This window comes from Stecheria intestinalis, from assembly GCF_009696165.1.
GTDB classification, from domain to species: domain Bacteria; phylum Bacillota_I; class Bacilli_A; order Erysipelotrichales; family Erysipelotrichaceae; genus Bulleidia; species Bulleidia intestinalis.
On the sequence record NZ_VUMN01000014.1, the window covers coordinates 38,690 to 60,856 of the forward strand.

A 22,167-nucleotide genomic window follows, 5' to 3' on the forward strand; every position below is an offset into this window, starting at 1 on the left:
ACTTTCCCCTTATTCATTACCTGGGGAACCGCACGATGATGCGGACGTCCGTACTGGTTTCTTCCGTCTCCGTAACGACATCGATTCCCATTTTCTTAATCATGCTCACGCACTTGTTCACCGAGTTGACCCCGATCTGAATATTTCTCGTAAATCCTCTGGTCTTCTGACGCCTGTGCGTTCTGGAAGGACCTGCCACCTTTTCCACATAAGCCTCTGTCTGCCTGACATTGAGACCATGTTCTTCTATATAGTGATATGCATTCGTCTGCTTCTCTGCCGGCAGAGCAAGCAATGCCCTGGCATGACGCTCTGAAAGCTTGCGGTCAGCCACCGCATCCTGCACTTCCTGCGGAAGATTCAGAAGACGGATCTTGTTGGCCACAGCAGACTGGGATTTCCCGACCCGCTCGGCAACCTGCTCCTGTGTAAAACCTGCCTGCCGCATAATCTGCACATAAGCCTTAGCTTCTTCCACTGCGGTCAGATCTTCTCTCTGGATATTCTCCACCAATGCCATCTCGGCGGCCTGGTTTTCATCCGGCGACAGGATATAGCACGGAATCTCGTTCATGCCAGCAAGCTGACATGCCCGCCATCTCCGTTCTCCCGCAATGATTTCATAGCCATCTTCGGTCTGTCTCACCGTGATCGGCGTGATCAGACCATTCTGCTGAATCGAAGCACTGAGCTCTTTAATTGCTCCTTCATCAAAGCGGACTCTCGGCTGATAGCGGGAAGGATGAATCTCACTGACTGGCAGACTGACAACCTGACCAGTCCGGCTCTTATCAAAAAAGTCAAACAGATTCTTTCTTGCCATAACTGCTCTCCATCAAAGCGGTTTCTTATGAATCCGCGCATAAGGCCGCGGATACTCTGCCGGGGTGCTCTTCACTTTCCGGTAAATCAGATTCGTGCGAAGATCTCCCGATTCCAGAGAAGTATCGACCATCTTCTCATTCTCTGCACCAAGCACGGAAACCGCATGTCTCGCTTCTGCTGCTTCTTCTCTGCCCCGGCTTCCCTTCATCGCAATGAAGAGACCATTCTTCTTCAGAAGCGGAATGCATAATTCCGCTAATACAGGCAGCGGCGCAACCGCTCTTGCCGTAACCGCATCGAAGGACTCCCGATGCTGTTTTGCATAATCTTCAGCCCGCTCATTGACCGCAATGACATTCTGCAGCTTCAGCTGGGAAATGACTTCATTCAGAAACGCTACCCGCTTCCCGGTTGGTTCCAGCAGAACCAGCTTCAGGTCCGGACGCGCAATCGCCCAGATGATCCCGGGAAATCCGGCCCCGCTCCCCACATCGCATACCGTGCCATGAATCTCTGCCTCGCCTAACGGAATCAGGCTGTCCAGAAAATGCTTCTGATATACCTCTTCCGGCTCCGTGATGGCAGTCAGATTCATTTTTTCATTCCATTCCCTCAGAAGAACTGCATCCTGACTGAGCTGACTGAGCATCTCATCCGTAAGAGAGATCCCGAGCTCTCCCGCCTTCTGACGCAATTCTTCCAGAGTCATGAATTCACCTCACAGTACAGACATTCTACAACGATTATTTCCCGGGTGAAAGACATCAGCGGGACGAAATGTAATTTTTTATGTGGACAATTTCGTTTTCCACAATTTTCTTGGTATCTTCCGTCGGCGCCCACAGCGAAGAATAGCTGTAATACACCACGCCGCTGCAGCCATAGGTATCGAGTGCCATTGCCGTCTGACGTTCCAGCATGTCATCATTCGTGACCCACTCCCGGTTTGCCTTCTTACTGCCGAGATCATACGTCTCGCCGATGCTGTAAGCCGCAAGCCCCGGCATCAGGAGCACATCGCTGCCTTCGGTGATCTTCAGCCATTCCTGAAGTGTGGACTCATAAGGCTTTACCGGATGCAGGAATCCCCAGTAGATCTGAGGAATCAGATAATCCACAGTTCCCTGGGCTACCCAGTCTTCCGGATAAGCATAGTAAAGAGAATGATTATTATCATTATTTCCTGCCGGAGAAATTCCGAAGCGAATCGAAGGATTCACTGCCTTCACCGCATCATGAATCTCCTTGACCAGCTGATCCACATTTGCCACTCGGAATGCTTCCAGGGTCAGATCCGGATTTTCTTTCTGTGCCGTCGAATATACATAGGCATCGAACTTCTTCTCGGTTCCGGATGGATAGAAATAATCATCCATGTGAATGCCATCCAGCTCATACTTCGACAGCAGTTCCTGCACCACGGAGACAATCAGCTGCCTGACTTCCGGATAAGCAGGATTCAGATACCATCTGCCGGATACCGGCCGGACCCGTTCATTATTCTCATCAATCCATCCCCTGATGGGATTATTTCCCGTCAGCAGATCTTCTTCTCCGACTGCCACGGAACGCATCGGATTGATCCATGCCTCCGCATGCATCCCGGCCGCATGAACATACTCCAGGAAGATCGCCAGCGGATCATATGACGTATCCGGCATATAGCGGCTGCGCGGATAAATCTCTGAATCATACAGCGCATCTGTAAACGCAACCGCATGGATATATATCGTATTGATGCCAAGATCCTGCATGTTCCGGACCGCTTCTTCGACCGTAGCCCGGAATGCCGTTTCATCTTCCTCAGAACAGAGCGAGCGGTATTCGATATAAGACCACCACACCCCATATTCCGGTGAATGATTTACCGGTTCATAGGATGCACTGACCGCAGGCACAGGCGTCGGCCTGCTTTCTGCAGAAGCAGAAGGCGAAGCCGTCGCCGTTTCTTCCACGGCCGCTGATCCGCACCCGGAGAGCAGAAGAAAGCTGCTCAGCAGCAGCTTTCCCAGAGTTCCCTTATGCTTCATCAGTAATCAGCTCCGCACTCGGCAATGTCTCGATCCAGTCGCAGAATGCCCGCCATTCCGGCAGACGATGATTGCGGCGCTGTGCATAGATCGTCCTCAGCTGCCGGTAGCTGGTCGTCATGCGAGCTGTCATCTTGAATCCATCCGGATTGGAATACATGATCTCCAGATACTGCTGATTGGCAAGATCCTTGAGTGTGGAAACATCCTTGCCTTCTTTACTCAGCTTCTGAATATCAGCCTGCAGATCATTGTAGGCCTTCGTCTTTTCCTTCATGATCTCGATGATGCGCGGATCCACATATTCGATATAAGCAGAATCCAGATCGAATTTCGTGATCCGATGCAGCGAAGACTGGCTGCTGACAAACGTCAGAAAATGGTACCGCTCCGCATCTTTCCATGCCTTATTCGTCAAGGTCAGATCAAACTGAACAATCACGCCATTCAGAAAACTGTCTCTGCCTGCCTTCACATCCGCCAGACGGAGATTCCGTTCAGCAACCTCATCACACTTCTCCGGAAGATCGGATTCTCCTTCAAATCCCTTCACAGACTCTTCCAGACCATAGATGCACACAGAAGAAACAACATCCTGATATCTCATGATTTCGCAACTCCTTTCCCCTGCCGGATCGCAATTGCCAGTACTGCAAGGTCAGCCGGATTCACCCCGCTGATCCGGGATGCCTGGCCCATCGTCTCCGGCTTGTACTTCATCAGTTTCTGTCTTCCCTCGATGGAAAGATTATCAACTTCTTCATAGCGGAAATTCACGCCGAGCTTCTGCGAATCCATCGCTGCAAGCTTCTTCGCTTCCCGCTCTGCTTTGGCAATATAGCCCTCATACTTGATCTCGATATCTGCTTTCTCAGCAGTCCGCGGATCCGGATTTTCGCCAAGGCATTCCAGCAGCTCCCTGCTGGTCACGCCAGGCCGCTTCACGAGCTTCTCAGCATTTTCGCCGATATGGCCTTCCGGTTCATATCCTTTTTCTTTCAGATATGCCATGACCTTCGGATCATCCAGTTCTACTGTCAGATTCGAGAGATGATCTTTCAGTTCCTTCAGCTTTGCCTGCTTTTCCAGATACTTATCATGCCGTTCCTCACTGATCAGACCGGTTTCATAGCCCTTCTCAATCAGACGCTGCTCTGCATTGTCATGCCGTAACAGAAGCCGGAACTCTGCTCTGGAGGTCAGCAGACGATAAGGCTCCAGCGTTCCCTTGGTCGTCAGATCATCTGCCAGGACACCAATATAAGCTTCCTGTCTGCCGAGAATCAGCGGCTCTTTTCCTTCCAGCTTTCTCGCCGCATTGATGCCGGCAAGAATACCCTGACCGGCTGCTTCTTCATAACCAGAAGTTCCATTCACCTGACCGGCTGTAAACAGATTCTCAATGTACTTATTCTCAAACGACGGCTTCATCTGAATGGGATCCACCGCATCATATTCAATTGCATATGCATATTTCTTGATGATGCAATGCTCAAAGCCAGGCAGCGTATGCGTCATGCGCTCCTGTACATCTCTCGGCAGAGAAGTGGAAAATCCCTGCACATACGTCGTATCCAGAGAAAGACTCTCCGGCTCCAGGAACAAGAGATGCCTCGGCTTATCCTTGAAGCGCACCAGCTTGTCTTCAATGGACGGACAGTATCTCGGGCCTACACCTTTCACGACACCGGAATACATCGAAGACTGGTTCAGATTTGAAAGGATGATCTCATGAGTTTCCGGAGTCGTCCAGGTCATGTAGCAAGGCACCTGCTCACTGAACGGGCGGATGTGCTCCGTCGTCTCGCTGAACGCCAGGAACGCATCTGTTCCCGGCTCCAGTTTCGTCTTTGAAAAATCAATCGAAGCAGTCAGCACTCTCGGCGGAGTTCCGGTCTTCAGACGGAACGTGCGCAGCCCTGCGTCCCGCAGAGACTGCGAAAGCTCATTCGTCGTCTCTTCACGATCCGGTCCGCCCGGCGTCACTTCAGCACTGATCATGTTCAGACCAGCCATATAGGTGCCGGTTGTCAGAATCACGATATCAGAAGTGATGATACTTCCGTCTTTCAGCGTAACTCCCGTGACCTTGCTGTCCTGCACATTCAGCCGCACGGCCATTCCTGCCATGACGGTCAGATTCTGCTGATGCAGGCATACCTCCTGCATCATCGCTTTATAAGCAAGCTTGTCTGACTGCACCCGCAATGCCCGGACCCCAGGGCCCTTCGCACTGTTCAGCATCTTGAACTGCAAGGCAGTACGGTCTGCCGTAATCGGCATCTGTCCGCCCAGCGCATCAATCTCGCGCACGACAATGCCCTTGGCAGGACCTCCTACCGAAGGGTTGCATGGCATCTTGCCGATATTCTCAATACTCAGTGTCAGCATCAGGGTCCGATGCCCCAGACGCGCACAGGCAAGAGCTGCTTCAATTCCCGCATGGCCCCCGCCGATCACAATTACCTGATAATCATTCTTCATGGTTCAGCTCTTCCAGGAAAGACTCCAGTTCCGGATGTGCCTCTTCTTCCAGGATCCGGAATTCCGTCTTCGGTATCCTCAGCTTCTCTGCTGAGATCCGCAGTCTATAATACGTCACTCTTCCCAGGAATTCGAGCAGCCGCTCAGAATGATCTTTTGCCTGCGAAACAAACGGCAGCGCAATGATCATCTTCTTCTCATCAATGCGGATCAGATCCGTATGGCTTCCCCGGATCAGCTCAAAGTCTTTCTGCTCTTCCAGACATCTCTTTGCAAGACTCCTGGCTTTTGATTCTTCTGATCTGGTCAGCGAAGGATCCAGAATCTCGGAATGGATGAATGCCATCTGCTGACGCAGTTCATCCTTGCGGAAAATCGTCTCCCGCTCCCGGCTCTGCGAACTGGACCATACATCAATTCCGATCTTCTCAGCTTCCTGCAGAATCCGGACGGTAACCGATGGATCATCCTGATCCAGATAGGTGAAGCTTTCCAGCTTGTCATTGATCGTGATCCCGATATCCTTCGGATATACCGGTTCCAGAAAGAACACGACATCCGTCAGATACAGGCCCGTCATCTTCTCCGGAACTTTATGATCTCTCGACGCCTTCTCGATTGTCCTCTGCATATCCTGCAGATTGTCATATCCGTTCAGCGTTCCGTAGCGGTTCCACATCTGCTTCAGATTCAGCGTATGCATGCTGTCGAAATGCGCATACCCGACCAGACCCTTCTTCTTTCCCCGCAATCCGCGGGCATAGAAAAACAGCAGATCTCCCTTATGAAAATCTGAAAACCCGGTCCGTGCAGAAAGCCGCCAGAAATTGATATTGCGGCTTCCGCAAAGACGGTGATATTCAATCATTTTCTGATCAGTCGCATACGCAATGGAACTCATTTCCTACCCCTGATTCTCAGAAGATTCCGTAGCTGTTTCCGTTCTCGTCAATTCCCATATGCAGCGCTGCCGGATCTTTCGGCAGTCCCGGCATCGTCAGAATAGAGCCCGTATACGCAACGATGAACCCAGCACCTTTTGAAATAGAAAGATCTCGGACATGGATGACAAAACCTGTCGNTCTGCCCTTGAGATCCGGATTATCACTCAGCGAAGACTGCGTCTTGGCCATGCAGATTGGAAGACGATCCCATCCCTGTTCCTTGTAGAATGCAATCTTCTCTTCTGCCTCCGGAGAGAACTCAGCTCCATCTGCACCGTAGATCTTCTGTGCAATCAGAGAGATCTTGTTTTCGATGGAATCATTCACATCATACAGCGGCGCAAATGCATTCGGTTCTTCGCAGAGCTTCACGACATGCGAAGCAAGCTCTTTCGTTCCTTCGCCGCCCTTTGCCCAGCCATCAGACTCTTCAACAGGGTATCCCTTTTCTCTGCACCAGTTCAGAAGTGCTTCCACTTCTGCCGGAGTATCTTTTGCGAATTTGTTGATCGCGACAATATACGGAACATGATACTGGCTGATGCTGTCGATATGCTTTTCGAGATTCGAAGCACCTGCAAGCATGGCTTCCACATTTTCCTTTTCCAGATCTTCCTGCGCAACTCCGCCATGCATCTTCAGAGCTCTTACCGTCGCAACGATCACAACCGCATCCGGCTTGAGACCGGCAGTGCGGCACTTGATATCGAAGAACTTCTCAGCTCCGAGATCCGCACCGAAGCCTGCCTCTGTCACGACATAGTCTGCAAGCTTCAGAGCTGTCTTGGTTGCGATGATGGAATTGCAGCCATGTGCGATATTGGCAAACGGACCGCCATGGATCAGAACCGGTGTATGTTCCAGCGTCTGTACCAGATTCGGCTTGATTGCTTCTTTCATGACCACTGCTGCTGCACCATCAACCTTCAGATCTTTTACCGTCACCGGCTTATGATCATACGTATATGCTACGATACACTCACCAATCCGGTTCTGGAAATCCTTCAGATTCTCAGACAGGCATAGAACTGCCATGACTTCTGACGCAACTGTGATCACGAAATGATCCTTGCGCTCGACTCCGTTGGTCTTCTTGTTCTGCGCAATCGTGATATCGCGGAGCGTGCGGTCGTTCATATCCATGCATCTCTTCCAGACAACCTGCTCCGGATCGCTATTCAGTTCATTTCCCTGATAAATGCTGTTATCGAGAACGGCAGCAATCAGGTTATTGCACGTCGTGATTGCATGCATGTCTCCGGTGAAGTGAAGGTTGATCTCTTCCATCGGAACAACCTGCGCATAGCCGCCTCCGGCAGCACCGCCCTTGAGACCGAATACCGGACCAAGAGACGGTTCACGCAGACATGCCATTGCTTTCTTTCCGATCTTTGAAAGACCATCTGCCAGACCGATCGTCGTGGTTGACTTTCCTTCTCCGGCTTTCGTCGGCGTGATCGCTGTGACGAGGACCAGCTTTCCATCAGGACGGGAGCCGATTTCATCATGAATCTTCAGAGAGACCTTCGCTTTATCATTTCCATAAGGTTCCAGATACTTCCGGTCGATCCCTGCACGATCTGCAATCGTGAAGATGTCTTCCAGTTTTGCTGCCTGTGCAATTGTCAGATCATTGTTCATAATTCCAGCTCCCTTTCCTTCCTTACATTTTTCTGCGATCAGACAGCGCATGGCTCAGCGTCATCTCATCTGCGTAATCAAGCATTCCCCCAGCCGGCAAGCCATGGGCAATTCTGGTTACCAATAAACCCGGACACTTCTGCTTCAGCAGACGATCCAGATACATTGCCGTTGTTTCTCCGTCCATTGTTGCATTGGTAGCGATGATCACTTCCTCTGCATGCATGGCGCGCTCCACAAGCAAATCAAGATTCAGATCCTCCGGCATGATTCCCTTGGTGGAAGAAATCAGTCCATTCAGCACATGATAGACTCCGTGATATTCTCCCGTATTCTCCATGGCAATCACATCCTTCGGAGACTGAACCACGAAGATCTGCTTATGATTCCGATCCGGATCACTGCAGATCGAACACTCTTCTCCTTCAGAAAGATTTCCGCAGATGCTGCAATGATGCAGCTTTTCCTTCACATCAATCAGTGCTTCTGCAAATTCCCTGACCTGTGACTCTTCCATCTCACTGATCAGAAGTGCATAACGCTCCGCAGTCTTAGCACCGACTCCTGGAAGTTTCCGGAAACATTCAATCAGTTTTTCCAGACTAGCCGGATACATTCTTTACATCCCCGGCATGCGGACGCCCTGTGTCACAGAGCCCATCTTCGCTTCCCGATCAGCTTTTGCTTTTGCCTGCGCATCATTGACTGCAAGCATGACCATATCCTGCAGCATATCCTTGTTCTCCTTATCCAGAAGATCTTCATCAATGGAGACTTCAGTCACTTCATTCTTGCCATTTACTTTGACTTCCACTCCATTGTTCTTTCCTTCATAGATTGTTGCGTCCAGCTCTTCTTCAATCTTTGCAAGCTTTCGCTGCATCTGCTGCGCCTGCTGCATCAGTCTCTGCATATCCATACTCATTTATCTCCTTCTATGATTTCCACATTCTCTGCTCCGAATAATTTCAGAGTCTTCTCTTCCGGAGTCAGTTCTTTTTCTACTTTCTTCTCGGGTTCTTCATAGCGATGAACCACCATCGCTTCCGGAAGGGCTTTGCCCTTCATCAGCGAAGCATAATGACTTCTCACTTCTGCATACAGATCCGCTGATGCTGCAAACGGCATCTTATCAATTCCATTTGATTTCAGATATTCATAGAACCCGCGGTTGAAATCCGCCTCAGAAATCTGATTGACCACCGCCTGAGTTCTGCAGATGAACAGAATGCGATCCGCACCGGAAGCACCAAGATCACACTGCCGAAGCACTCCGATATAGCGATTCATCTGAATTCCGCCTGTCAGCTTTTTCAGAATCTCATCATCTGCTTTCTTGTCTGCCTTTGTGCAGGAGACAAGGAATGCCGTCAGGTGATCGAGATCCAGCAATTCAATTTTCTTTCCGGAATCCGTCTTCAAAACGGGTTCTGGTTTCTCTTCCGCAGGAGTTATCGAAGGAATCGTATCAGCCGGTTCCGTTTTCATGCTTGCATGGAAGCTCACCGGTTCCGGTTCTTTCTTCTTTTCAGGTACATAAGGTTTTTCTTCTGCAGGTTCAGAAGTTCGTATCACCGCTTCAGAAGGCGTAATAAGCTCCATGCATGCAATCTCGAATACCTGAGCGGTGCTCTGCGCATTGCGATACTGGTTCTGCGCATCCATCAGCGTGCGTATCATATCCAGCAGCTCTCTTGAAGAGTGTCCTTCTGATACATGACAAGCCTGCTGTTCCGTCAGCACATGAAGCAGCGAAGCATCCGAGGTGTAATTCCAGATCACCCCATCTTTCAAGGCACTGATCAGATCTGCGGTCAGACGTTTCAGATCAATTCCATGCTGTTCTGAGTTGGTGATCCGATCCAGGACTCCAGCCAGATTCTTTGCAAAGATATCATCAAGAAGACCGATCTTCTCTTCAGCAGATGCAAGTCCGTAAATCTCATCGATAGATTCTTCCGTGATATTATCAGCGGAATAAGAAGCTGCCTGCTCGAGGATACTCAAGGCATCGCGCATGCCGCCATCCGACAGTTCTGCAATCTTCTCTGCCGCATTCTGATCAAGATGGAAATTCTCCTTTGATGCAATCAAAAGCAGATGATCTTTGATCAGCGTCGTATCCACCTTCGAGAAATCAAATCTCTGGCATCTTGAAATAATCGTATTGATCAGCTTCTGAGGATCTGTTGTTGCCAGAATGAAGATCACATGTTCCGGTGGTTCTTCCAGAGTTTTCAGCAGTGCGGATGCAGCACTCGTACTCAGCTGATGAACCTCGTCGATGATATAGACTTTATGCTTACCCATCATCGGTGCAAGACGGGACCGTTCAATCAGATCTCTGATATCTTCGACATGCGTTTCATTTGCCGCATTGATTTCAATAATATCAGGGTGCGTTCCCTCAATTGCCGCTCTGCAGTTTGCACAATGGCCGCAGGGAGCTTCTGCCGGATTCTCGCAATTCACTGCCCTGGCAAGCAGACGAGCCATCGTGGTCTTTCCGGTTCCGCGAGGACCGCAGAACAGATATGCATGACCTACTTTATTTTCCTTCAGTGCATTTTTGATGGAGCGAACGACATATTCCTGGCCGACGACTTCATCAAATGTCTGAGAACGATATTTCTGATACAGTGCCAAACGACTCATGGAATTCCTCACAAACTACTTCAATTATAACAAAATCCCGTACACATAAACGGCACGGGATATACAGTTATTGAGCCTTTCTGAACTCATTTCTGTCTCTTTTTTTCTTCTTTCTCTTTTCCCGGAAGAAGTCAGAGAGAATCGCAGAGCACTCTGGCTGCAGAATACCGGAATGGATCTCCTTCGGATATGTTCCGATATGGCGGATCGTCTTGATCTGGATCAGAGAATCTACCGTTCCTCCTTTCGGATCACTAGTTCCATAATATAATGCATGGATCCTTGAAAGACCTATTACCCCGGTGCACATCATGCATGGTTCCAGGGTCACATAAAGATCGCAGTCATCCAGGCACCATGTCCCGAGTTTTGACGAAGCTTTCCGGATTGCAAGCATTTCTGCATGCGCATCTGCCTTCTGATTTTTCTCTCTGAGATTATGTGCACGCGAAATGACTTTCCCATCACGGACGATCACTGCCCCGACCGGAACTTCATCAATCACTCTCGCCTTTTCCGCTTCACGGAGTGCAAGTCTCATGAAATCTTCTGCAGTCTTCTCTTTCATAGAAATAAAAAGTGGTACACGCAGACATAAGTAGGTATGGCTGCTTCCTTCCGGACCTGACCAGGTTGTATACCATGTCTGCTGTACCAATGTGATTATACCGGAAACAGAAGCTTTCATCAACTTCCGGAATCAGCGTTTTCAGGACCTTCTGAAACCTGCATAAATAAGCCATTTTCTGGCATGCAATGCTGAAACGTCCGTTTTCCTGAATCGAATTTTTATTTTACACATCATTACCAATCTCATTTTCGTTCATCGTTCATTTCAGCATCACAATTTTTCTGATCAGATTTTCCCTGTTCTGCCCTCGGAGATGCCACATCTTGACGTTAGGGAATTAGTCTGCAATCCATTCATGGAGAATTCCATACATTTCACGAATCCAGTAAGAAGGCAGAACATACCACGGAGTCGGGGAACCAAGCAATTCGTAGTCCAGATGGTAATGCCGGGCAAGGTATCCTGCTCGATACAGATGGAAGTCAGAAGTGACAATCAGGACGGAGGCACTGAGATGATTATTCTGCAGGACTGTTTCAGAATATTCGATATTTTCTCTGGTGGAATGAGATTGGTTTTCCAGATAGATTCGGTCGGATTTGATTCCATGTTCGATCAGGTAATCTTTCATGGATTCTGCTTCTGTGTATCCTCCCTGATCGTCCAGCCCTCCTGAAACGATAATTGCTGAATGAGGGTTATCATTCAGATATTCAAGTGCCTTATCCAGTCTCTCACGCATTACATCTGATGGTCTGCCATCATCATTGACGCCGCTTCCCAGAATGATTACCGTGCTGTTCTCCTTCTGACCATTGCTATGAACGGACAGGATCAGACCGGTTGTAATCACTGCCAGGGAAATGACAGCAGCAATGACTAGATATAAGATGGAGCAAATCACTTTATAAAATCTGCTCTTATGTCTGCTGCACCATTCTCTGATTTGGCAGTGATATTTTGCCGCCAGAAATATCAGTACTGAGACAATCAGACCCGTATTTGTTCCGATATTCCAGTATCCTAATCCTTCTGTGCATAGAAACCATATGGTTCCGAACAGACCTGCTATCTCCAGTATCTTCATAGTCTTGGCAATTGTTTCACGTGAAACATTTTTAGTTGTTCTCTCTTATTATATCTTCCCTTTCTTCATAAAAAAGACAGGAGTCTGACTCTCCTGTCTTACGAGGGAAGAACTCTGAAGATTACAGAGTGTTCTTCTTTTCTTTCTTCGGGACAAGAATTTCCTGGCCGCCCATATAAGGACGAAGCGGTTCAGGGATTCTTACAGTCCCATCAGCCTGAAGGTTGTTTTCAAAGAAGGCAATCAGCATTCTCGGCGGAGCAACAACCGTGTTATTCAAAGTATGAGCGAAGTAGTTGCCCTTCTCTCCCTTGATGCGAATGCCTAGTCTTCTTGCCTGGGCATCACCGAGGTTGGAGCAGCTGCCTACTTCGAAGTATTTCTTCTGACGCGGAGACCAAGCTTCAACGTCGCAGCTCTTAACTTTCAGGTCTGCAAGATCTCCAGAGCAGCATTCCAGCGTGCGGACCGGAATATCCAGAGAACGGAAGAAGTCTACACTGTTATGCCAGAGCTCATCATAGTACTTCTTGGAGTCTTCCGGCTCGCAGACAATCACCATTTCTTGCTTTTCAAACTGATGAACACGATACAAACCTCTCTCTTCAATGCCATGCGCACCGACTTCCTTCCGGAAGCACGGGCTGTAGGAGGTCAGCTTATAAGGAAGACGATCCTTCTTCAGCGTACGATTCATGAAGCGGCCGATCATGGAATGCTCGGAAGTACCGATCAGATATAGATCTTCGCCTTCAATCTTATACATCATGTTCTGCATTTCAGAGAAGGACATGACGCCATTGACGACATTTCCGTGGATCATGAACGGCGGAATGAAGTACGTGTATCCCCTGCCAATCATGAAGTCACGTGCGTAGCTCAGAATGGAAGAATGCAGACGAGCAACATCTCCCATCAGATAATAGAATCCATTTCCTGATGTCTCTCTTGCACTATCCAGATCCAGGCCATCCAGGGATTCCAGAATATCCGTATGATATGGAATTTCGAAGTCAGGCACTACAGGTTCACCGAAGCGCTCAATTTCAACATTCTCAGAATCATCTTTTCCAATCGGAACAGAAGGGTCAATGATGTTCGGAATCACCATCATTCTCTTCTTGATTTCATCCTGAAGCTTTTCCTCGCTCTCTTCCAGATCCTGGAGTTCCTTCTCAAGATCCTTTACCTTCTGCTTGGCTGCTTCAGCCTCGTCCTTCTTGCCTTCTCTCATCAGAAGTCCGATTTCCTTGGAGATCCTATTGCGGTCGCCGCGAAGTGCATCGCCTTTTGTCTTTGCATCACGGAACTGCTTGTCGAATTCAGCAACTTCATCAACTAACGGAAGTTTTTCATCCTGGAATTTCTTGCGAATATTCTCTTTCACGAGTTCCGGATTTTCGCGAATAAGCTTGATATCAATCATATAGTCCTCCTGAAAATAAAAAACACCATCCGATAAGGGACGATGTGTTGATCGCGGTGCCACCCTATTTGCCCAAATTGTTTCACGTGAAACAATTCAGACCACTCAAGACTGGCAGATAACGGCTGCCACCGGAAAGGATTGGTTTCACTCCGGGAAGGATTTCATTCCGGCATCTGTCAGCTCGCATCATCCGCTGACTTTCTGAAAGAATACCAGGAAACTACTTGTTCCCATCACTGTTTATGGCTTCATTTAAGCATCGGCAGGCAGGTTTGTCAAGGTCTGCAGAAAGATGCTATCATGTACCAGAAAGCAGGTAAATTCCTTGAAAAAACACCTCATATTCATGCTCACAGGAATACTCTTTCTGAGTGCATGTTCCAAACAGAACAGTACCTCACAGACCACCACACAGGATGAATATTATGGCCCGGTTGTGAGTGAAGATACCAGAACAGACGAAGAAAAAGAACTGGAAATGATCCAGAACTGCATTGCAGATTACCAGACGGATACGATTTCAGATGCAGAAAAAAGACTGGAAAACCAGGGAATCCATTTTCCCAGTCTTCCTCTTGAACTGATCTCCCTTCCAGAGATCAGCTCCCTGGATGATCTGACCCAGGTCGAAGTAGATTCTTCTACCAGCAATATCTATTACACCGGCATGTACCTGGTCAATGACAAATACCAGGTATACTTCATGATTTATAACCCTACCGGCGGAAGCTTCTGGATGAATGGCGGCATTCAGTTCGAAATAGATCCTTCTCTGGTCACAGCCGATGATCCGCAGTACTCGGAATACCGTTCAGCACTGACTGATCTGCTTGCACAGGAAAATGAGGTCCTCTGCTGGCTGATGGGTATCAATGTCAAAGTCTCCGAAGAAGAAGGGCCTGTCAAAGGATATCATGAGGTTCAGGCAATGGGAGACTATGATCCGAAGACGATCAATGACGTCAAAGCAATGGCAGAGAAGGTATTTACGCAGGATTACCTGAAAGAGAATTACTACCCAGCGGCATTCGAGCGAGAAAGTTCTACCTTTCTGGAACAGGATGGAAAACTGTACTGTGCAGAAACGATTCTGACGGAACAGAAGTCTTCCTATTCCATCAACCCGAACTACATCATTGCAGCGAAGGAAACAGATGGCACCGTGAAGCTTGACATGCTTGCAGATGTGAATGGCGAAGTGCAGCCAATCATCCACCGTGTACAGCTTGCACGCATAGATGACGGATTCCGCCTTCCGGAAGTATACTGACCAGAAACAGACTTAAAAATAACATTTTTTGAATGCATAGAATAATAAAAAATGGTTTTATTTCTACCCGTATGCATGAATGAAAAGAAATGCATGCTATAATGTCAGCACAAAAAGACGCCCTAAGGGAAGCGTCGATGGAGAACAATTATGCCAAGAAAAAAGAACACTTACGAAAAGAAACTGGAGTACAACAATGCGTACAATCGCGAAAACTACCGTTCTTTCTCCATCCGCTACAGCAAGGACTCGGAGAAGAAGATCATCAGCTGGCTTGAGAAACAGCCGGGAGTAAAGGCCTACATCACTGACCTGATTCTGGCAGACATGGAAAGTGCCAAGGCCAAGAAAGCTAAAAAGGCAGCTGTCAGAAAAGCAGCAAAGTAATCACAGTTTATATGATTCTGACTGCCGGAGAGAGAACAGATATTGTCCAATACTACACTCCATGGTTCATGAATCGGCTTCACGAGGGTTTCGTAGATGTACGAAACCCTTTTTATCCAAAAAGGGTGAACCGATATCGGATCAGTCCGGAGATCGTAGACGCGATCATATTCTGTTCCAAGAACTATGAACCGATCCTTCCTTATCTGCCTGAGATCATGGGTCAGTACCCTATTTATTGTTTATATACCATTACTGCATATGGAAGAGATATTGAACCGAATGTTCCTTCGGTACAGGCTTCGGTCGATACCTTTCGGAAACTGTCAGACATCGTCGGTAAGAAACGGACAGCCTGGCGTTATGATCCGGTGCTGATCTATGGTCCTTATAGCGCTGAATCTCACCTGAAGCAGTTTGAAGCAATGGCTTCTGCCTTGTCTCCTTATACTTCCAGATGCATCTTCTCTTTTGTCTATATGTATGGGAAGCTGAAGGTCACGTTTCCGGATCTGAAGCCTGTTTCGAGGAAAGATCGTCTCATCCTGGCAGAAGGATTCGGGAAAATTGCAGCATCCTATGGCATGACGATTTCTACCTGCGGAGATCCGGATGATTATACGGGATACGGAATCAGAAGAAGCGGATGCCTCAGCACAGAGATTCTGAGCGAAGCAGAAGACATGCCTCTGAAACAGATTCCCTGCCATAATGCAAGACCAGGAACCGGATGTAGGTGCATTGATCAGCGGGCAATCGGAGCTTATGATACATGTCCGAATGGATGCAGGTACTGCTATGCCAATCATTCACGCAGCACGATCCTGCGCAACCGCTCCATGCATGATCCTTATTCATCCATGCTGATCGGACACCTGCAGAAAGACGATGAGCTGGTCGAAGGAAAGCAGGTTAGCTATCGCAAGAGAGCATATCAGGAACGCCTCTTCTGAAAAAAGCAGAGCACTTAGTGTTCTGCTTTTCATCTGACTATTCAGTCTTTTCAGAATTCTCAGGTTCAGGTTTCCCGGAAGCTTCCGGACCAGATTCCTCTGTTTCGGGTTCTTCTGTTTCCGGTTCCACAATTGCAACTGTAGAGACTCTGGATCCGTCAGCAACCTTGATGAATCTCACGCCTTGTGCATTTCTGCCTGTGGTAGACAGCGGTGCCAGCGAGATCCGGATGATAATGCCATCATCAGTCATGATCATGCAGTCTTCGTTGCCGTTCACTGCTTTCATGCATACCAGATTTCCGGTCTTCTCCGTGATGTTCATGGTTTTCACGCCCTTCGCACCGCGGCCTGTCAGACGGTATTCACCGAGATCAGACATCTTGCCGTATCCATGCTCAGATACGGTCAGAATCTTCTTTCCTTCTTCTGAGGTAGCCATGCCTATAACGGACCCTCCATCCACATTGAAGCCTCTGACACCCATTGCCGTACGTCCGGAAGGACGGACTTCATCCTCACGGAAGCGGATTGCCTTGCCATTGGTCCCAGCAATCAGGATATCTGCATTCCCGGCAGTTCCCTTCACGAAGGCAAGCTCATCATCTTCTTTCAGAGTGATGGCAATCTTGCCATTCTTGTTAATGCTGAAGAATTCCTCGATCGGAACTCTCTTCACCAGTCCGAGTTTTGTTACGAAGAACAGATACTTCGCTTCTGCATCATTGCTGTAAGGAACCAGCGCACGGACTTTCTCATCTTTTTCCAGCTGCAGCAGGTTGATCACCGGGATACCTTTGCTGGTCCGGCTATATTCCGGAATGTTATAACCCTTCAAGCGATAGACTCTGCCCTTGCTGGTGAAGAACAGAATGTTATCGTGCGTAGACATGCCAACGAACTGATCGATCAGATCATCTTCATTCAGGCCCATGCCCTTGATCCCCTTGCCGCCGCGATTCTGCACCTTGTAGGTATCTCTGGTCTGCCTCTTGATATAGCCATTCTCTGAAATCGTGATGATGACATCTTCAACCGGGATCAGATCTTCATCTTCCATATCCGTCGGTGCATTGATGATTTCAGATCTGCGCGGATCCGCATATTTTCCTTTGATCTCAGTCAGTTCATCCTTCAGGATCTTCTCAATGCGTTCATGATGAGCCAGGATATCCTGGTAGTCAGCAATCTTAATCAGAAGTTCCTGATACTCATTCTCGATCTTTTCTCTCTCCAGACCAGTCAGTCGGCGGAACTGCATATCAAGAATTGCTTTTGCCTGGATCTCATCCAGCCCGAAGCCATTCATCAGTCTCGGCATTGCTTCATTGGCATCCTTGGAATCACGGATCGTATGAATAATCGCATCGAGGTTATCTACTGCAATTCTCAATCCTTCCAGGATATGTGCTCTTGCGGATGCCTTGTCCAGATCAAACTGCGTCCTCCTGGTAATCACTTCTTCCTGGAACATGATATATTCCTTCAGAATTTCAATGATTCCAGCCTGCTTCGGAGCACCATGAATCAGGACAACATTGTTGACCGCAAAATTGGACTGCAGCGGACTCAGCCGATACAGCTGATTCAGAAGCACATCTGGCTGCACATCCTTGCGCAGTTCAATCACGACACGGATGCCATCCATATTGGACTCATCGCGAAGATCTGTGATTCCTTCAATCTGCTTCTCCTTGACCAGCGAAGCAATACGTTCCACCATGGCAGCTTTATTGACCATGTAAGGAATCTCATAGACCACGATGCGCTTTTTGCCATTCGGCATCTCCTCGATCTTGGTCTTTGCCCGCATAATCACCGTTCCGCGGCCCGTCTCAAACGCATTCCGGATTCCGTTTCTGCCGAGAATATATGCACCCGTAGGGAAATCCGGACCTTTGATATAGTTCATCAGATCCATAACCGTGATCTCCGGATTATTCATGACCGCAAGGATGCCGTCAATCACTTCGCCGAGATTGTGAGGTGCGATGTTCGTCGCCATGCCTACTGCAATACCGGAAGAACCATTGACGAGGATATTCGGAAACCTTGAAGGAAGAACCGTAGGCTCCTTCTCTTCTCCATCATAGTTATCCTGCATGTCGACGGTATTCTTTTCGAGATCTCTCAGCATCTCTACTGCAATCTTCGACATCCGGGCTTCCGTATAACGCATGGCGGCTGCGCCATCGCCATCCATGGAACCGAAATTGCCATGACCATCTACAAGCACCTGACGCATATTCCACGGCTGAGCCATGTAGACCAGCGCCCCGTAAATCGAGCTGTCACCATGAGGATGATATTTTCCCATCGTATCGCCGACGATACGCGCGCACTTCTTATACGGCTTATCCGGGCCGTTGTTCATCTCATTCATCGAGTACAGAATTCTTCTCTGTACCGGCTTCAGTCCATCTCTTACATCCGGAAGTGCACGGGCAACGATAACAGACATCGAATAATCCAGGAAGTCTCTGCGGATTTCCTTGGACAGTTCTGTTTCAGTAATATGCCCCGGGTCAAACTGTGACTCGTCAAACTCCATGTAATCATCTCTAGCCATAGTTCACCCTCCTCAGATATCCAGATTCTCTACGAAATTCGCATTCTCAATGATGAAATTCTTTCTGGGCTCCACTTCTTCTCCCATCAGCATGCTGAAGTTCTGATCAGCAGCCTCGGCATCATCAATCGTCACCCGGATCAGCGTCCGGTTCTTCGGATCCATGGTCGTCTCCCAGAGCTGTTCCGGATTCATTTCACCAAGTCCCTTGTATCTCTGAATGCCAAGACCAGAACCCATCTGAGCCTTGATCACTTCCAGCTGATGATCCGTGTATGCATACTTCACCGCATTGCCTTTCTGCACTTTATACAGAGGCGGCTGTGCAATATAGACATAGCCCTGCTCAACAATCGGCTTCATATAGCGATAGAAGAACGTCAGCAGCAGCGTTCTGATATGCGCACCATCGACATCGGCATCGGTCATGATGACAATCTTGTTGTAACGCAGCTTGCTCGTATCCACTTCATCCAGGATCCCGCATCCGAATGCAGTAATCATGGAACGGATTTCATTATTTTCAAACGCCCGATGCTGACGCGCTTTCTCGACATTCAGAATCTTGCCTCGAAGCGGCAGAATCGCCTGGTAATGAGAATCTCTTCCCTGCTTGGCAGAACCGCCTGCAGAGTCACCCTCGACGATATAGATTTCGCAGATACTTGCATCCTTGCTCGAGCAATCTGCCAGCTTGCCAGGCAGAGAACCTACTTCCAGCGCACTCTTTCTTCGAGTCAGCTCACGTGCCTTCTTCGCAGCCATACGCGCCTGGGACGCAAGCGTAGCCTTCTCCATGATCGCTTTTGCCTGGTCCGGATTCTCCATCAGGAAGCGTTCCAGAGAAGTGCCGAAGATATCCGAAACAATCTTTCTCACTTCGCTGTTTCCAAGCTTCGTCTTGGTCTGTCCTTCATACTGCGGATCCGGATGCTTGACGGAAATGACCGCCGTGATTCCTTCCTTGCAGTCATCCGTCGTGAGATTGTCATCCTTCTCTTTCAGAAAGCCGTTATCTCTGGCATACTTGTTGATCACACGATTCAGAGCCAGATTGAAGCCCTCGAGATGCGTTCCGCCTTCAACCGTATTAATGTTGTTGCAGAACGTATAGACCGCAGGCTGATAGCCATCATTATACTGAACCGCAACTTCAGCCTCGATGCCATCCTCATGACCTTCACAGTAGATCACATCCGGGTGAATCACCGTATGATTCTTGTTCAGGAAGGAAACATACTCTTTCAGACCTCCCTTGAACATGAACTCATGATTTCTCTTTTCAGGATCCTCTTCCCGTTCATCAACAAATACGAGCCGGATTCCTTTATTCAGGAACGCAAGCTGTCTAAGCCGGTCTCTCAGCGTATTGTGATCATAGACCGTAGTCTCCTTGAAGATCAGCGGATCTGCCTTGAATCGTACGGTAGATCCATGTCTTGAAGGATCGCAGTCGCCGATGACCTTCAGAGGCTCTGCCGGATGACCGCCATGCTCAAACCGGATGAAATAGATCTTTCCTTCATGATATACATAGACTTCCAGCCATTCACTTAATGCATTGACGACCGAAGCACCGACACCATGCAGACCGCCGGACACCTTATACGCACCGCCGCCGAACTTGCCGCCCGCATGCAGCACCGTGAAGATCGTCTCGATCGTGGACTTTCCGGTCTTGGCATTGATTCCCGTCGGCATGCCGCGGCCATTGTCTTCTACCGTGATGATATTATCCTTGTCTACCGTCACCCGGATCGTGTCCGCATACCCAGCCATTGCCTCATCAATTCCGTTATCGACAATTTCCCATACCAGATGATGAAGACCTTTTGCAGAAGTACTCGCAATATACATGCCAGGACGCTTTCTGACAGCCTCCAGACCATCCAGAACCTGAATATCACTGTCACTGTACTCATGGGTCACTTTGGTATTCAGCTCTTCTCCGAGAACTGCATGGTCCTTATCTTCTTCCTCGGGAACTGTCACATTCTTTTCCTGCTCATCCATCACGTATTCCTCCCATCCAGCACATGGCCATGTTCGATCCGGAATTCCTTATGCGTTCCATCTCTCAGAAACGCCGGAACCTCCGTAGCCGTTATCACACACTGATAGGGCTTCTGTATCCGCTCAATCAGTCTCACCTGTCTCTTCATATCAAGTTCGCTCAGCACATCATCCAGCAGAAATACCGCACTCTTTCCGGTCTCTTTCCGGATATAATCCAGAATGGAACATTTGAATGCCAGCATCATCAGGCGCTTCTGTCCCTGACTGGCAGCCAGGACCACATTCTTTCCATTCAGCATATAAACCAGATCATCCCGATGCACTCCGATCCCGGTCACATGATTATCCAGATCTCTGGAACGATTCTCCTGATAGAGCGTTCTCAGCTCTTTCTCAAGATCCTCTTCAGCAAAACTAGTCTGATACACCACGCAGGCCTCTGCTTGATCCATGGACAGATCCTGATAATGACTCTGGATCGTATCATTGATCGCATCCGCAAACGCCCTTCTGGCTCTGATGATCGGAATCTCTTCCTGAATCATCTGCTCATCCAGCACATCCAGATAAGCAAGATCCGGCTGATACGACTTAAGCAGCGTATTGCGCTCCTTCAGAAGATTCCGGTACCGGTTCATCTGATATACATACGACGCATTCAGCTTCGAAATCTCCTGATCCATGATTCTCCGCCGTTCTCTCGGCGCATCCGAGAAAACGCCAAGATCATCCGGACTGAACAGAACCGCATTCAGAAGCCCTACAAACTCGCTGCTTCTCTTCACCGGAACCTGGTTCACGGAAAGCGTATGTCCGCCATGATGAATCACTGCCCGAAGCTTTTTCTCTTCTGCGTCGACAACCGTGCATCCGATATCCGCAAACGCACAGCCATCCCTGATCAGCTGTATCTCGCTGCTGACCCGATGCGATCTGGTCAGAGAAAGATAAACCAGACTTTCCAGAAGATTCGTCTTTCCCTGGGCATTCCATCCGGTAATCAGATTCAGACCCGAAGACAATGTCAGATGCTCTGACTCATAATTCCGGAAATTCCGGAGATGAAGATCTGTCACAATCATCCGACCGAAAACTTCCGCCCATTCACAGTGACAATATCACCAGGATAAAGCTTTCTGCCTCTGCGATCCTCATGGACCCCATTTACCTGAACATCATTGGACGCAATAAAAAGCTTAGCCTCTCCGCCCGTTTTAATGACGCCGGCTAGCTTCAGAAACTGGTCCAGCTTGATGTATTCTGTATGTATTTCAGCCATGCTTCAGAGAACTCATTTCCAGGTCAT

General features: G+C 48.6%; 20 protein-coding genes, 1 other RNA gene and 1 other annotated feature. Of the genes, 3 read left to right on the forward strand and 18 right to left on the reverse strand.

Translation table 11 applies throughout. The annotated features are described in order from the left end of the window. Positions 1-16 precede the first annotated feature (16 nt). The 14 genes from FYJ51_RS07115 to serS all read right to left on the reverse strand — a co-directional run bounded on the left by FYJ51_RS07115 (position 17) and on the right by serS (position 13,663). On the reverse strand, positions 17-823 hold the full coding sequence (locus FYJ51_RS07115) for a nucleoid occlusion protein (protein WP_154504504.1): 807 nt from the start codon (positions 821-823) through the stop codon (positions 17-19). 12 nt (positions 824-835) lie between these two features. Further along, on the reverse strand, positions 836-1,534 hold the full coding sequence (gene rsmG, locus FYJ51_RS07120) for a 16S rRNA (guanine(527)-N(7))-methyltransferase RsmG (RefSeq protein ID WP_154504506.1): 699 nt from the start codon (positions 1,532-1,534) through the stop codon (positions 836-838). A gap of 55 nt (positions 1,535-1,589) precedes the next feature. Further along, entirely contained in the window at positions 1,590-2,855 is a 1,266-nt protein-coding gene (locus FYJ51_RS07125; RefSeq protein ID WP_154504508.1) for a glycoside hydrolase family 10 protein, read from the reverse strand. Then, positions 2,845-3,462 (reverse strand): hypothetical protein, encoded by a 618-nt coding sequence (locus tag FYJ51_RS07130; RefSeq protein ID WP_154504510.1) that lies wholly within the window; start codon positions 3,460-3,462, stop codon positions 2,845-2,847. Before FYJ51_RS07130 ends, FYJ51_RS07125 begins: the two co-directional genes overlap by 11 nt. Further along, positions 3,459-5,339: a tRNA uridine-5-carboxymethylaminomethyl(34) synthesis enzyme MnmG gene (gene mnmG / locus FYJ51_RS07135; RefSeq protein ID WP_154504512.1), complete on the reverse strand. Its 1,881-nt coding sequence runs from the start codon at positions 5,337-5,339 to the stop codon at positions 3,459-3,461. The genes FYJ51_RS07130 and mnmG overlap by 4 nt, the downstream gene beginning before the upstream one ends. Then, positions 5,329-6,240 carry a hypothetical protein gene (locus tag FYJ51_RS07140; RefSeq protein WP_154504514.1) on the reverse strand — a complete coding sequence of 304 codons (912 nt, stop codon included), beginning with the start codon at positions 6,238-6,240 and terminating at the stop codon, positions 5,329-5,331. Before FYJ51_RS07140 ends, mnmG begins: the two co-directional genes overlap by 11 nt. A 16-nt stretch (positions 6,241-6,256) precedes the next feature. Next, positions 6,257-7,924 carry a formate--tetrahydrofolate ligase gene (locus FYJ51_RS07145; RefSeq protein WP_154504516.1) on the reverse strand — a complete coding sequence of 556 codons (1,668 nt, stop codon included), beginning with the start codon at positions 7,922-7,924 and terminating at the stop codon, positions 6,257-6,259. A gap of 22 nt (positions 7,925-7,946) precedes the next feature. Then, positions 7,947-8,540, reverse strand: coding sequence for a recombination mediator RecR (gene recR, locus FYJ51_RS07150; protein WP_105302438.1), 594 nt, complete (start codon positions 8,538-8,540; stop codon positions 7,947-7,949). Between the two features lie 3 nt (positions 8,541-8,543). Continuing rightward, the gene (locus FYJ51_RS07155; protein WP_105302437.1) at positions 8,544-8,843 is read right to left on the reverse strand and encodes a YbaB/EbfC family nucleoid-associated protein; all 300 of its coding nucleotides are present in this window, start codon (positions 8,841-8,843) and stop codon (positions 8,544-8,546) included. A gap of 2 nt (positions 8,844-8,845) precedes the next feature. Beyond that, positions 8,846-10,579, reverse strand: coding sequence for a DNA polymerase III subunit gamma/tau (gene dnaX / locus FYJ51_RS07160; protein WP_154504518.1), 1,734 nt, complete (start codon positions 10,577-10,579; stop codon positions 8,846-8,848). A gap of 67 nt (positions 10,580-10,646) precedes the next feature. Further along, positions 10,647-11,147 carry a nucleoside deaminase gene (locus FYJ51_RS07165; RefSeq protein WP_105302435.1) on the reverse strand — a complete coding sequence of 167 codons (501 nt, stop codon included), beginning with the start codon at positions 11,145-11,147 and terminating at the stop codon, positions 10,647-10,649. Positions 11,148-11,153: 6 nt separating this feature from the next. Beyond that, positions 11,154-11,239: signal recognition particle sRNA small type (gene ffs / locus FYJ51_RS07170), an RNA gene on the reverse strand. A 248-nt stretch (positions 11,240-11,487) separates the two neighbouring features. Then, the gene (locus FYJ51_RS13810) at positions 11,488-12,054 is read right to left on the reverse strand and encodes a YdcF family protein (protein WP_205946233.1); all 567 of its coding nucleotides are present in this window, start codon (positions 12,052-12,054) and stop codon (positions 11,488-11,490) included. A gap of 304 nt (positions 12,055-12,358) precedes the next feature. Next, complete coding sequence (gene serS, locus FYJ51_RS07180; protein WP_105302433.1) at positions 12,359-13,663, reverse strand: serine--tRNA ligase; 1,305 nt, start codon at positions 13,661-13,663, stop codon at positions 12,359-12,361. A 32-nt stretch (positions 13,664-13,695) separates the two neighbouring features. After that, positions 13,696-13,912 (reverse strand) — a binding site (T-box leader). 79 nt (positions 13,913-13,991) lie between these two features. Between serS and FYJ51_RS07185 the strand changes: the two genes are divergently transcribed. The 3 genes from FYJ51_RS07185 to FYJ51_RS07195 all read left to right on the forward strand — a co-directional run bounded on the left by FYJ51_RS07185 (position 13,992) and on the right by FYJ51_RS07195 (position 16,276). Beyond that, positions 13,992-14,936 (forward strand): hypothetical protein, encoded by a 945-nt coding sequence (locus tag FYJ51_RS07185; protein WP_154504522.1) that lies wholly within the window; start codon positions 13,992-13,994, stop codon positions 14,934-14,936. A gap of 150 nt (positions 14,937-15,086) precedes the next feature. Next, positions 15,087-15,323 (forward strand): hypothetical protein, encoded by a 237-nt coding sequence (locus FYJ51_RS07190; RefSeq protein ID WP_154504524.1) that lies wholly within the window; start codon positions 15,087-15,089, stop codon positions 15,321-15,323. A gap of 11 nt (positions 15,324-15,334) precedes the next feature. Further along, positions 15,335-16,276 (forward strand): DUF1848 domain-containing protein, encoded by a 942-nt coding sequence (locus FYJ51_RS07195; protein WP_154504526.1) that lies wholly within the window; start codon positions 15,335-15,337, stop codon positions 16,274-16,276. 37 nt (positions 16,277-16,313) lie between these two features. Here the strand turns inward: FYJ51_RS07195 and gyrA are convergent, their stop codons facing one another. From gyrA to yaaA, 4 genes are read right to left on the reverse strand one after another with little or no spacing between them, the layout of a single operon-like run. Further along, entirely contained in the window at positions 16,314-18,845 is a 2,532-nt protein-coding gene (gene gyrA, locus FYJ51_RS07200; RefSeq protein WP_205946234.1) for a DNA gyrase subunit A, read from the reverse strand. Positions 18,846-18,857: 12 nt separating this feature from the next. Next, positions 18,858-20,858, reverse strand: a complete 2,001-nt coding sequence (gyrB, locus tag FYJ51_RS07205) for a DNA topoisomerase (ATP-hydrolyzing) subunit B (protein ID WP_154504528.1) — start codon at positions 20,856-20,858, stop codon at positions 18,858-18,860. Then, positions 20,858-21,943, reverse strand: a complete 1,086-nt coding sequence (gene recF, locus FYJ51_RS07210; protein WP_154504530.1) for a DNA replication/repair protein RecF — start codon at positions 21,941-21,943, stop codon at positions 20,858-20,860. Before recF ends, gyrB begins: the two co-directional genes overlap by 1 nt. Then, positions 21,940-22,140 (reverse strand): S4 domain-containing protein YaaA, encoded by a 201-nt coding sequence (gene yaaA / locus FYJ51_RS07215; protein ID WP_105302427.1) that lies wholly within the window; start codon positions 22,138-22,140, stop codon positions 21,940-21,942. The genes recF and yaaA overlap by 4 nt, the downstream gene beginning before the upstream one ends. Positions 22,141-22,167: the final 27 nt, after the last annotated feature.

What these genes read in the sequence shown, in the direction of transcription:
- FYJ51_RS07115 (WP_154504504.1), bottom strand. Translation starts at nt 823, where the DNA reads ATGGCAAGAAAGAATCTGTTTGACTTTTTTGATAAGAGCCGGACTGGT.
- rsmG (WP_154504506.1), bottom strand. Translation starts at nt 1,534, where the DNA reads ATGACTCTGGAAGAATTGCGTCAGAAGGCGGGAGAGCTCGGGATCTCT.
- FYJ51_RS07125 (WP_154504508.1), bottom strand. Translation starts at nt 2,855, where the DNA reads ATGAAGCATAAGGGAACTCTGGGAAAGCTGCTGCTGAGCAGCTTTCTT.
- FYJ51_RS07130 (WP_154504510.1), bottom strand. Translation starts at nt 3,462, where the DNA reads ATGAGATATCAGGATGTTGTTTCTTCTGTGTGCATCTATGGTCTGGAA.
- mnmG (WP_154504512.1), bottom strand. Translation starts at nt 5,339, where the DNA reads ATGAAGAATGATTATCAGGTAATTGTGATCGGCGGGGGCCATGCGGGA.
- FYJ51_RS07140 (WP_154504514.1), bottom strand. Translation starts at nt 6,240, where the DNA reads ATGAGTTCCATTGCGTATGCGACTGATCAGAAAATGATTGAATATCAC.
- recR (WP_105302438.1), bottom strand. Translation starts at nt 8,540, where the DNA reads ATGTATCCGGCTAGTCTGGAAAAACTGATTGAATGTTTCCGGAAACTT.
- FYJ51_RS07155 (WP_105302437.1), bottom strand. Translation starts at nt 8,843, where the DNA reads ATGGATATGCAGAGACTGATGCAGCAGGCGCAGCAGATGCAGCGAAAG.
- dnaX (WP_154504518.1), bottom strand. Translation starts at nt 10,579, where the DNA reads ATGAGTCGTTTGGCACTGTATCAGAAATATCGTTCTCAGACATTTGAT.
- FYJ51_RS07165 (WP_105302435.1), bottom strand. Translation starts at nt 11,147, where the DNA reads ATGAAAGAGAAGACTGCAGAAGATTTCATGAGACTTGCACTCCGTGAA.
- serS (WP_105302433.1), bottom strand. Translation starts at nt 13,663, where the DNA reads ATGATTGATATCAAGCTTATTCGCGAAAATCCGGAACTCGTGAAAGAG.
- FYJ51_RS07190 (WP_154504524.1), top strand. Translation starts at nt 15,087, where the DNA reads ATGCCAAGAAAAAAGAACACTTACGAAAAGAAACTGGAGTACAACAAT.
- FYJ51_RS07195 (WP_154504526.1), top strand. Translation starts at nt 15,335, where the DNA reads ATGATTCTGACTGCCGGAGAGAGAACAGATATTGTCCAATACTACACT.
- gyrA (WP_205946234.1), bottom strand. Translation starts at nt 18,845, where the DNA reads ATGGCTAGAGATGATTACATGGAGTTTGACGAGTCACAGTTTGACCCG.
- gyrB (WP_154504528.1), bottom strand. Translation starts at nt 20,858, where the DNA reads ATGGATGAGCAGGAAAAGAATGTGACAGTTCCCGAGGAAGAAGATAAG.
- recF (WP_154504530.1), bottom strand. Translation starts at nt 21,943, where the DNA reads ATGATTGTGACAGATCTTCATCTCCGGAATTTCCGGAATTATGAGTCA.
- yaaA (WP_105302427.1), bottom strand. Translation starts at nt 22,140, where the DNA reads ATGGCTGAAATACATACAGAATACATCAAGCTGGACCAGTTTCTGAAG.